Genomic DNA, 11,766 nt, shown 5'->3' with positions numbered 1-11,766 from the left:
CGAATTATAAAATACGGGTAACGTACTTTTGCGTTCACCATACTTGGGATACAACTATGCGAATGTTAACCATTATGACCATGCTTACTTGCTTTTTTTGGCTTTCAGCTTGCGGTAAAAAAGGTCCACTGCATTTACCTGATGATAACGCCGCTAATCAAACGCCAAGTAACGCTACAAACGCATTACGTTTACACCCTCAGGAAAAATCATGACACAAGCATTTAACTTACAAAAAACAGGCCTTTATGCCGAAAATGTGAGCATCGAATCGTTAGCCAAACAGTACGGTACGCCTCTTTATATTTACTCTCGTAGCGAATTAGAAAACCGTTGGTTAGCGTTTGATAACGCCTTTGGTTCTCAGCCACATTTGGTTTGTTACGCAGTCAAAACCAACTCTAACATTGCGGTTTTAAATGTTTTGGCCAGACTAGGTTCTGGATTTGATATTGTTTCTCAAGGTGAACTTGAACGTGTTCTCAAAGCGGGTGGCGACCCTAAAAAAGTGGTGTTTTCTGGCGTAGCTAAACAGTCCGTAGAAATTCGTCGCGCTTTAGAAGTGGGTATTCGTTGCTTTAATATTGAATCTCACGCCGAACTAGACCGCATTCAAGCGGTGGCAGAATCAATGGGCTTGATTGCAAATATCTCTATTCGTGTTAATCCCGATGTCGACGCCAAAACCCATCCGTATATCTCAACAGGGTTAAAAGACAATAAATTCGGTGTCGATATCAATACCGCTCCAGAACTCTATGCCGATGCGTGTGCGTGTTCACATATTAATCCAATTGGGATAGATTGCCACATAGGTTCACAGTTAACCGAAATCACCCCATTTGTTGATGCTTTAGAACGTGTATTAACCCTTAAAAACACCCTGGCCGATATGGGCATTGATATTCATCATTTAGATTTAGGTGGCGGCTTAGGCATTCAATATACCGATGAAACCCCACCGCCAATTCAAGAGTACATTCACGCTTTACTGAATAAATTAAATGATGATTCTATTGAAGTAATTATTGAACCTGGCCGTGCGATTGCAGGCAACGCAGGTGTATTGATAACAGAAGTAGAGTACTTAAAACCGACCGAACATAAAAACTTTGCGATTATTGATGCCGCCATGAATGACTTAATTCGCCCTGCTCTTTACCAAGCCTACCAAGAAATTGTGCCCGTTAAACCCCGTACAGATGGTTTACAAGCGCAATGGGATTTAGTTGGCCCAGTTTGTGAAACAGGTGATTTCTTAGGTAAAGACCGTAGCCTGAATTTAAAAGCGGGTGATTTATTAGCGGTTAAATCGGCTGGGGCTTATGGCTTTACTATGAGCTCAAACTACAACACTCGCCCTCGTGCCGCTGAAGTGATGGTAAAAGATAACCAGGCCTGGTTAATTCGTCCACGTGAAACCTATGAAGATTTAATGGGTTCTGAAATATTAATTAACGATTAATTAACAATTAATTGCTGACAATTTTCATAAAAATTAACCACAAAGACACGAAGTCACGAAGATTTAAGAAAAATAGACAGGGTTCAATTAATTAAAGTTTTTATCTAAACCTTGAAAACCCAAACTTAAATAACTTCGTGACTTCGTGGTAAACATTAAAATTTAAGTTATTTGAATTTTCTTGGCTTGCCATAGATGTAAGGTTGAGTGCTGTTTAGGGCCTGCCAAGACGTTCTCTAACCCTCGTACTCTAATGACCTTATGCATATCATTTAGCTGTTCAAGCGGTTTCGGTGTTTGTGGTAATTCTGAGTGAATTAACGCCCCCCAAATCCCCTCTTCATCTTGCCAAGCCACTAACTGCGTCTTGCCTTCTGTGGCATTGGCATAATCCGTTAACCAAACATGTTGCTGAATTTGCGTTAAGGCCACCCAATCCTCTAATCCATGTACTTGACTAGGTTCAGCCGTTAAACGTTGCATAAAGTGTGTTTGCAGGCTTTTATGAAAGGCGATTTTATTAAGTTTACAGCTATCAATCGTTTCCATTAACCAGGCCTGGTAAAGTTCATTTACCTCCACTAAATAACGACATTGACCAATTCTTTTAACGGTTAGCTCAGCCAACCCTAAATAGTCTGCCACGCGGTAGGCGTCTTCTAACTGTGCAATCATGCTTTGGCACTGCATGGGACGGCAAGGGAGTTGCGCTAAGGCGTGATGTAGTTTTGAACCAATTAACTCAGGAAACCGTGCAGCTAGTGATAGAGCCATTGAATTAATTCTTGGCAGGCTCTGCAAGGCAGTTAAGCGTTGCTCATCGAGCAGACAAGTTTCGATCTGTTCGGCAATCTCTTTATTCACTAAACGTAAGCGTAAATTGGTTAAAAATTTAACGGTTTCCGCTTTGCCAGGCCAGCCAACGGTGGCCGCAATATCCGCTCTCTTACCCGATAATAACGCCACAATTTTTGGCTCTTGCAGTTTTGAAGTGACTAATCGCCACGCCAACATCGGGGCATGATCCAACAACTCTAACACTTGTGGGTATTTACCTGCATAGTGCAATAAGGTCATTTGATGGGTTGGAAACAAAGCGCAACTGTCTTGCACCCATGGTGGAATCTGTTTGCGCCAGTCGGCATATTGTGGGTGTTTCGTCCAGGCTAAAATTTTGAAAAACGCTGGGTAATTCGGAATCGGTTGGGCGTTCATCATCATGTTATCCCAACCTAAAATGGTCACCACCCCCTCTTTGGGGAAAAGCTGGCGGGCATCAATATACAACACCTGTTCAAACTCATCCCAAAAACAGTGTTTAGCGAGCTGTTGCTGAATACGGTCGGCAGCGGTCAATAAAACAGGCGATTTCATTAGACTAACTCGCTAAATCCTTTAAATACATCACTTACCAGCTAGGTGAGACTTTGAAAAAAAGCGTTTTAATATATTCAGTTTCTGGAATAGCTGGGTGAATAGGATGGTCTGGTCCTTGATGACCTTGGTCAAACAACTGTACATTGCGGTCAATATGACGTGAAGCCGATTGAACCACTTGTAAAAGATTGTCACGCGTTAAGTGGTGAGAACACGATGCTGACACTAAAATACCGTCTTTTTCTAACACACGCATTGCCAATTCATTAATACGGCGATAGGCTTCAAACCCTTGTTTAAAGTCTTTTTTACGTTTAATAAATGCAGGAGGATCCACAATCACCACATCAAACTTTTCGGCTTCTTGTTTTAAGGCGTTTAATACATCAAACGCATTACCTTGAATGGTGGTCATTTTGTCTGCCACGCCATTTAAGGCCGCATTACGGTCAACCCCATCTAATGCAAATTCAGAAGCATCTGTACAAGTTACCGATTCTGCTCCAGCCACCGCTGCGGCCACGCCCCAACCACCTAAATAACTAAAGACATCTAATACACGTTTACCTTTTACCAAGCTTTGTAAACGTTTACGTGATTCACGATGGTCGTAAAACCAACCCGTTTTTTGACCGTTTTCAACGGGGATTTCAAACTGAGTGCCATTTTCTGTAATCAAAATTGATTCGGGTAATTCACCTAACACCACCTCTTCATACAAATCCAGCCCTTCTAGCGTTCGGCTGGCGGTGTCGTTTTTCATCACAATGGCTTGTGGGTGATAGAGGTTTTCTAACACTTGAATAATGTCGTCTTTGACCGCTTCCATACCCGCAGTGGTAATTTGCACCGAAAACACATCGCCAAAACGGTCAACTACCAGGCCTGGTAAACCGTCAGAATCTCCAAACACTAAACGATAAAAAGGCTCATCAAAATACAATTCACGTAAATCTTGTGCCGCCTGAATACGTTTTTTAAGAAACTTAATATTAAAATCAACCTTAACACTGCGACTTAAAATACGCGCACAAATCAGTGAATTTGGATTGACATACCCCATGCCTAATGGCTTGCCATTTGAGGCTTCAACAATCACTTGTTGCCCTGGCTCAAACGCTTTTAACGGTGTGGCTTGGGCATCTACTTCATTGCTGTACACCCAAACATGGCCTTGTTTAATACGGCGTTCTTCATTCTTTTTTAATCGTAGGCTGGCTAACATGGATAGGTTCTCTTTTATCTTTTTGTCTATTCTGTAAAACTAAAGAAGAGGCTTAACCAGTTTGATTAAACCTCTTCTAATTATTTGTGTCTAAATGGGGATAAGCGTTAAAACCGCCGATTAGCCATCAATCATCTTTTGATACTCGTCATCTGAGAGTAAATCATCAAGTTCTGAAGCGTCATGCACAGCAATTTTGAATAACCAACCACCGTCATAAGGTTCTTCATTAATCAGTTCAGGGTTATCTTCAAGCTCTTCATTGATTTCAATAATTTCACCACTGACTGGGGCAAAAATTTCTGACGCCGATTTAACCGATTCTAACGACATCACATCTTCTTCAGCGGAAACATCAATACCCAGCTCTGGAAAAGTCACACTCATTAACTCGCCCAATGATTCTTGAGCAAAATCCGTTATACCAACGGTTGCAATACCATTTTCATCAATATATACCCATTCATGAGTTTCAGCATATTTTAAATGGTTGGGTAACACACTCATGTAAATTCCTTTTAATTAATAGAGCTTTGTACAAAAAAGAGGCAAAGTTTCCAATAACATTTTTGTTTTGGCTATTATTTGTTGTGGCTATTATACGGCTAATAACAAAATAAAGTTAAGTTGCTCAGATTTTTATTCATGGGTATTTGAATGGTAATGAGCGGCCACTTTAACACAATTACGGCCATTTTCTTTAGCCTTGTAAAGTGCTTTATCAGCCCTTTTAAACAGGGTTTTATCATTATCCCAACGGGTCATCTCCGCCACACCAAAGCTAACTGTTAATTGAGTCGGCAAGGTATTATCTGGCAGTTTCTCTACTGCTAAACGTAAACGTTCTGCCGTATTTGTGGCTTGCTCTAAATTGGTCTCAGGCATAATCACCGAAAACTCTTCACCACCAATTCGGCAAAACACATCCGTTTCTCTCAATAATTCACTAATCACTTCACCCAGAGTGATCAAAACCTGATCACCTACCTCATGGCCGTAATTATCATTAATGTTTTTAAAGAAGTCGACATCAAATATAATCAGCGATAAATCAAGGTGATATCGATGCGCTCGCTGAATCTCCTTAACCAACATTCGATTAAAGACTAAGCGATTTGCAATGCCTGTTAAGGTGTCTGTTTCAGATAAAAACTCAAGCTGTTTTTTATACTCTTCTTCGCCCGTAATATCATGCATAATCACGCTGTATAATGGCTTTTCATAAAGGCTAATTAAGGCGACTTTAATTTCAAAATAATGTATTTTTTCATCTTTCTGAATTTGTACCTTATGCCGTTTATCAGGATGGCGTAAAACATAATCTAACCAATACTCGCCATCTTGTTCTTTTTGTAAATAGCCAGGTTTATCTAAAAAGGTTTCGCAAATACACTCGTATTTTTCAATGAACTGTTCAATATTTGTAAACTCAGAATAAAACTCAAAAAATTGCTGATTTGCTTCCACTATTTTTTGGTAGTTACTTACAAAAATAATCTCAGAAGCGGAGTTAAGAACGTGTTGATAATAGCGTAAACTTTTATCCGACGACTGTTTAAAAACATAGAGCAGCATAATAAACAGGGTTAAAGCAAGTAGCGCAATCGAACCATACAAATATTGTCGTTTCAGCTGTTCTACATCCATTAAATTCAAGGCGTGCACAGACTGAAAAGTAAACCAATGACCTAATAAGAAACCATTATCATCGTAAATTTCTTGTCTTGTGATTACTTGGTTTTTCTCTACCGTTACTGACTCTCTTTGCATCAACTCTTGCACACTTAGCGCTTTTAACTGCTGCACGTCTTGCCAATCCGCATCGCCATTGAGGATATAGTAATCTTCCACAAATAAATTTTTATCCGCTTTAGTGAGCTGTTGGCGAAAACGTTTATCCACCAATACCACTGAAGAGATTCCTTGTAGATTATTTAACTTTTTTGATAAAGAAGTCATGTGTGAGACGATTTCCACAATCCCTAAAAATTGATTAGAAGAGTCAAATAATGGCACCATCGATTTAGTCGTCAAACTAAACTTACCCACACTGATACTTTTCATAACCTGAGGTGCTTTTAACATCTCACGAAGGTCTAAACGCGCGGAGACCAAGGAGTCACCCACATTTTTTGTCCAACTGCGATAACGGCTTACACCTTTGGTATCTAACACTTGAACCCATAAGTTACGATAATGCGTGTGTAACGTCATTTTTTCAATTAGGTGCTCAAATTTAAGAGGGGTTATTGATGCGCTTGAGGTAAAGTCTTGTTGCAAGAAGTCGTGTACCTGAGTACTTTCTGATAGAGCCAATGCGATCGCCATAGAGGCTTCTCGACTATCGTCAATTAAACCGGTAATTTCACGAGAAACTTCTTTTTGATAGGATTGTAGAGCATCATTATAAAGTTTGGTTTTAGCATTCCCATAAAGCCAAAATACCACAGACGCAATCACAAGGAAAACGAGTGCTATCCATATAAAAACAGAGTTATTATTTTTTAAAAAACGCATACAGATAATTCAGAGTCTTTGGTAAAAAATTATATTGATTGTGCTCTTTTTCAAACGGGGTTGCAAACTCTTTAGTCATTGATATTATTTCAGTACCCAGAAAATGAACAAATAACCCCATAATCAAAGTCATTTATTCTCACTAAATCAAAAGCTAAAACTGTGAAATCGTTGCGGTGACAACGCCCCAAATGACAATATCAGATGACTCTCTGACTAAAATGGGAGGATAATTTTCATTTTCGGGCACAAGCCAAGTACCCGTTGATTTCATAGACAATCGTTTTACGGTTAACTCGCCGTCCAAAGCGGCAATCACAATTTTGCCATCTTGCGGTTGAATACTGCGATCAACCACCAAAATATCACCATCAAGAATACCCACATCCTTCATCGAATCACCCTGCACAGACAATAAAAATGTCGCTTCTTTATTACGTATTAATTTTTCGTTTAAATCTAACCGCTCTTCTACATAATCTTCAGCAGGGCTTGGAAAGCCTGCTACCACCTTATGGGCATACAAAGGCAGCTCAACAAACTCTGTTGTTTCGTTAGGTAAATGCCAAATAAAAGGCGAATCGAATTTTGACTGATTAGACGGCTTAGCGTGCTTGAGCAGTTTATCATCTGGCTTATTTTGTAAATTTAACCAGGCCTGGATAGCCGACACCTTCGATTGTGGCACACGCATCACCTTGGTGGGTTCTCCAAATTTTCCAGACCCTTTTTTACGCCCTGCGCCTTCACGGATACCGCCATGAGCAACAGAATGAATCGTGTCACTTTTTTGTTGAGTCATAGATTTTACACCTTTTGCCAGAATTTTTTTTAAAAACCAAAGTTGTGTTTTTTTGATTTGTGTTACACTTTTCAAAAAGCGATTATATTAAACTCAATCTTAAAAAGACAGCCTTTGTTTACCATCAACCGATCTTGAGAATACAAGTATGACCATCTACGCTTTAGTTGACGGCAACTCATTTTATGCTTCTTGCCAAATTGCCTTTCAACCAGGCCTGGTAAACCGCCCAGTTGTGGTTTTATCTAATAACGATGGTTGCATTGTGGCAGCCAATCAAATCGCTAAAAATTTAGATTTACAACATACCAAAGCCAATAGCATGGGAACAGGTGGATACCATGCGGCCACACCTGACAGTATGATGTTTCAACCCTATTTTAAAGTTGCGCCACTCTTAAAACGGTATAACACCGCGGTATTTAGCTCAAATTATGAGCTGTATGGCGATATGAGCCAGCGTATGCATGCCATTAGCGCCCAGTTTGCAACACGTCAAGAAATTTACTCAATTGATGAAAGCTTTTTGGATTTTACAGGCATAAACAAAGCAGACCTAAACAACCACGCGCTTAAATTAAAAGAGCGCATTATGCAATGGATTGGTATTCCTGTTGCAGTTGGAATAGGTCGCTCTAAAACACAAGCGAAACTGGCTAATCATTTGGCCAAAAAAATAACCCACTGCAATGGCGTCTTAGATTTAAGTCAAATGTCTGATCACTCTCGAAATGCGCTTTATAAACAGGTCAAAGTAGGCTCGATTTGGGGGATAGGAAAACGAATAGCCAATCAACTCAACGACCAGGGCATAAAAAACGCTTACGACTTAATTTCTATAGACAGTAAAACATTAAGAAAACGGTTTTCTATTAACCTTGAACGCATTGCTCTCGAACTTACAGGGCAAGCTTGCTTTGAATTTCATGAATCAGCAACCAATAAACAGAGCATTGTCTCTTCTCGCTCTTTTGGCACAAATGTGACTGAATTTAACCTAATGCGTGAAGCCGTCACCAGCTATACCGCGACCGCAGCTGAAAAGTTACGCAAACAATCTTCTACCTGCCAAGCCGTGAGCGTATTTATTACCACCCCACCCTATCAAAAGCAATTAGCACAGTATCGAAACCAATATACGATACCGCTGATTTACCCAACTGACAGTACCATACTACTAACAAAAATTGCGCTCAAGGCGTTGCAAAAGATTTGGCAACCCGACTACGAATATCAAAAAGCCAGTGTCATGCTACTCAATATTCAAGAGAAGCAAAACTTACAAATCGACTTATTTGTCGCAAACCCACAATATTCAGGTAATACAAAATCAGACCGTTTAATGAAAACTCTTGATAAGATTAATCACAAAATGGGTAAAAACACGTTAAAACTGGCGAGTAGCGGTTTACAAAAACAAGGCTGGAAAATGAACCGAAACCTAATGTCAGCACGCTATACCACACGCTGGGATGAACTGTTAATTGTAAAAGCGAATGGCTAACCTATTTTTCTAGCAACAAAACAAACTCTGCATACGGGAGTGGGCGGCTCATCAAATACCCTTGCAGTAAATTGCAACCTTGTTGAGCCAACCAGTCAAACTGCTCTTGTGTTTCCACGCCCTCAGCAACCACTTCCAACCCTAATTTTTGCGCCATGCTAATGGTGGCACTACAAATGGTCATATCGCTGTCATCGCTCGGAATTCCATCCACAAAAGATTTATCAATTTTAAGCTCACAGATAGGTAAATCTTTCAAATAAGAGAGTGATGAAAAACCTGTTCCAAAGTCATCTAACGAAAAACTAAACCCTTCTTCGGACATCTCAGCAAATAACGCTTTGGGATCCAAGGCATTATCTAAAAAAGCACTTTCTGTAAACTCAAAACGTACTTTACTGGATAACACCTGATGTTCTTCAAAAGCCAACAGCAAGCGCTCGGTTAAGTTTGGGTTGGTTAACTGTTTAATACTTAGGTTAATGGAAATGTGATCTAAAGAACTCTCATTAAACAGCCCTTCCATCTGCTGAATATCTGAAAGCACACGGTGTACAACAAACATACCTAAATCATCAATTAGACCGCTCTCCTCCGCGACATTAATAAAATCAACGGGAGAGATAACACCGAGCTCCGCCGAGTTCCAGCGAACTAACGCTTCAGCTCCAATCAGTTTTTTATCCTTATTGTACTGAGGTTGATATACAACAGAAAGTGGTGAATTGACCTCTTTGGTGAGCGTTAAATCATGACGTAAAGCCACCTCCATCTTAAAGCGCTCGGCCATATTATCGCCAATCAAATCAGTATAAAACCGAAAGGTGTTTTTACCCATCGCTTTGGCTTGATACATCGCTGTATCCGCCTTCATTAATAAACTGCCTGCATCGTCTTTTGAGCAATCGCTTACCGCGATACCAATACTGGTAGAGATATAAACATTTTGCTGGCGTACATCCAAACCGTCCGCTAATGAATCTAAAATAATTTGTGCCATATGCTCAATTTGAAACGCCGCCGTCTCATAGCTTTCAGAGAGCTCGGTAAAGAGAATAACAAACTCATCTCCGCCAAAACGTGACAAAGTCACACTATTTGGCACAAGCTCTTTAACAAACGAACTAAATACGGCCAGTAGTTCATCACCAAAAGCGTGACCAAAGGTGTCGTTAATGTGTTTAAAATTATCTAAATCAATAAACATCAACGCCAAATGCTGTTTTGTTGAGTGATTCGCTTTAACGGTCTGCTCTAAACGATCAGTAAATAATCTTCTATTTGGTAACTGAGTTATCGAATCATAAAAGGCTAAAAACTCAAGCTCTTGCTCAATTTGTTTGCGTTGCGAGATATCTGCAAAACTGCCAATATAGTTTATAACTTGATTATCCTTACCTAGTACTTGGGTAATTCTTAACCATTCTGGGTAAATCTCACCATTTTTACGACGGTTCCAAATTTCTCCGTGCCAGTAACCTTGGTTTATAATGCAAGCCCACATTGCACGATAAAAAGCCTTATCATGCCGACCAGATTGCAAAACCTTCATGGTTTTACCTTTTACTTCGGACAACGAATACCCCGTAATGTCTTCAAACGCTTGATTCACTTTAAGAATCGCACCAGAAGCATCGGTTACCACCATTGCCTCTTGAGTTTCAAATGCCACGGCAGATAACTTTAAAGCCTCTTGGTCTTTTATTGCTTGGGTAATATCCAGGCCTGTGCAAATAATAAAGAGCACTTCACCGTTTTCATCTAATAAAACCGAATTATGCCAATCAATGGTAACAACGCCACCTTGTCTTATCAGTAGGTCATATTGCCACTTATTAGGCAATGAGCTAGGCAAGTTACTGAAACGCTTTTTAACGTCAGCAACTAGGTGTTGAGGAATTAACATCTCCCAAACAGGCCTATCCTTAACTTCATGCGCGGCATAACCCGTTATATGCTGTGCGGCTAAATTAAACTGTTTAATAAAACCCTTTTTATCCAATACAACAACAATCGCATCCATTGTTTCTAAAAGTCGCTCATTCATTGTCGTTTGATACTCTAGCTCAGCGGTACGCCTGGCCACTTCTGAGGTAACGTGTTCTAGCATCAAGCGATTTTTGGCCTGCTCTTTCTGCTCCACATACTGCTCATAGGCTAAAATTAAAAAAGAAAACAATAACAAACTCATAATAGCCACAATCACTAACAAGGCTAAATTACCGAATCGAATCCCCTCCTCTAAAACCGTACAGTAAGAATTGTACTCAAATTCAGCTGCGGCCATACCCGTATAGTGCATACCAGTAACCGCAACTCCAATCACAATAGAAGAGAATATATTGCTTATTGAAAAGATTGTACGGTTTTGGTTTTTGAGTGATTGAGAGAAAAGTTTTAAGCCAATAAATGAAGCGACATAAGCGATTATCAAAGAGAGAAAAAACAGAATGGGATCGTAAACGATTTGAGGAAACATCTGCATCGCATCCATGCCTAAATAGTGCATACAAGCGATACCTGAACCTAAAACAAAGGTACCAAATAAAAGTCGATTGGAATTGGAGCTATCTTGATGAGACAGGATTACCCAAAAAGCCGCATAGCTTGCGGCTACTGGAATCAAAGCTGAAACTATCGTTCGAATCGGCTCAAAAGCGACCGCAGTATCAAGATGCAAGGCAAGCATTCCCACAAAATGCATCGCCCAAATACCTAGCCCCAAGTTAAGAGCGGCAGCAAACAACCACCACTGCGATGCACTCTTTTTATGCCAAACAATAAAGTTAGCAAATGCAATGGCTAAAAAACTCGTTAAAAACGAGATAATTAACGAGCCTAATACTAGATATACATCATACTGTTTATCCATACAA

At 40.0% G+C, this 11,766-nt stretch carries 9 protein-coding genes; 3 read left to right on the top strand and 6 right to left on the bottom strand.

All coding sequences use genetic code 11. From position 1 onward, the window contains the following. The first annotated feature begins 56 nt into the window (after positions 1-56). Together A379_RS13070 and lysA are read left to right on the top strand one after the other, a co-directional pair. Positions 57-215, top strand: a complete 159-nt coding sequence (locus A379_RS13070; RefSeq protein WP_157832362.1) for a lipoprotein — start codon at positions 57-59, stop codon at positions 213-215. Beyond that, the gene (gene lysA / locus A379_RS09255; RefSeq protein WP_040727675.1) at positions 212-1,465 is read left to right on the top strand and encodes a diaminopimelate decarboxylase; all 1,254 of its coding nucleotides are present in this window, start codon (positions 212-214) and stop codon (positions 1,463-1,465) included. Before A379_RS13070 ends, lysA begins: the two co-directional genes overlap by 4 nt. 162 nt (positions 1,466-1,627) lie before the next feature. On the opposite strand, the gene A379_RS13115 is transcribed toward lysA, so the two are convergent. The 5 genes from A379_RS13115 to A379_RS09230 form a co-directional block, all read right to left on the bottom strand. Further along, the gene (locus A379_RS13115) at positions 1,628-2,839 is read right to left on the bottom strand and encodes a hypothetical protein (protein ID WP_040727674.1); all 1,212 of its coding nucleotides are present in this window, start codon (positions 2,837-2,839) and stop codon (positions 1,628-1,630) included. Between the two features lie 34 nt (positions 2,840-2,873). Then, positions 2,874-4,067: a class I SAM-dependent rRNA methyltransferase gene (locus A379_RS09245; protein ID WP_040727673.1), complete on the bottom strand. Its 1,194-nt coding sequence runs from the start codon at positions 4,065-4,067 to the stop codon at positions 2,874-2,876. Between the two features lie 120 nt (positions 4,068-4,187). Next, a complete protein-coding gene (gcvH, locus tag A379_RS09240; RefSeq protein ID WP_040727672.1) occupies positions 4,188-4,574 on the bottom strand; it encodes a glycine cleavage system protein GcvH in 387 nt (128 codons plus the stop codon). Positions 4,575-4,706: 132 nt separating this feature from the next. After that, positions 4,707-6,527, bottom strand: coding sequence for a diguanylate cyclase (locus tag A379_RS09235; RefSeq protein WP_198525669.1), 1,821 nt, complete (start codon positions 6,525-6,527; stop codon positions 4,707-4,709). Between the two features lie 211 nt (positions 6,528-6,738). Beyond that, complete coding sequence (locus A379_RS09230; protein WP_051145263.1) at positions 6,739-7,386, bottom strand: LexA family transcriptional regulator; 648 nt, start codon at positions 7,384-7,386, stop codon at positions 6,739-6,741. Positions 7,387-7,534: 148 nt separating this feature from the next. On the opposite strand from A379_RS09230, the gene A379_RS09225 reads away from it, so the two are divergent. Next, entirely contained in the window at positions 7,535-8,890 is a 1,356-nt protein-coding gene (locus A379_RS09225; protein WP_040727669.1) for a Y-family DNA polymerase, read from the top strand. 1 nt (position 8,891) lies between these two features. Here the strand turns inward: A379_RS09225 and A379_RS12805 are convergent, their stop codons facing one another. Next, complete coding sequence (locus tag A379_RS12805) at positions 8,892-11,762, bottom strand: EAL domain-containing protein (protein ID WP_051145133.1); 2,871 nt, start codon at positions 11,760-11,762, stop codon at positions 8,892-8,894. Positions 11,763-11,766 lie beyond the last annotated feature (4 nt).

The sequence above is a fragment of the Thiomicrorhabdus sp. Kp2 genome (genome assembly GCF_000478585.1).
Lineage (GTDB): Bacteria > Pseudomonadota > Gammaproteobacteria > Thiomicrospirales > Thiomicrospiraceae > Thiomicrorhabdus.
This window is presented reverse-complemented; position numbering and strand designations above follow the sequence as displayed.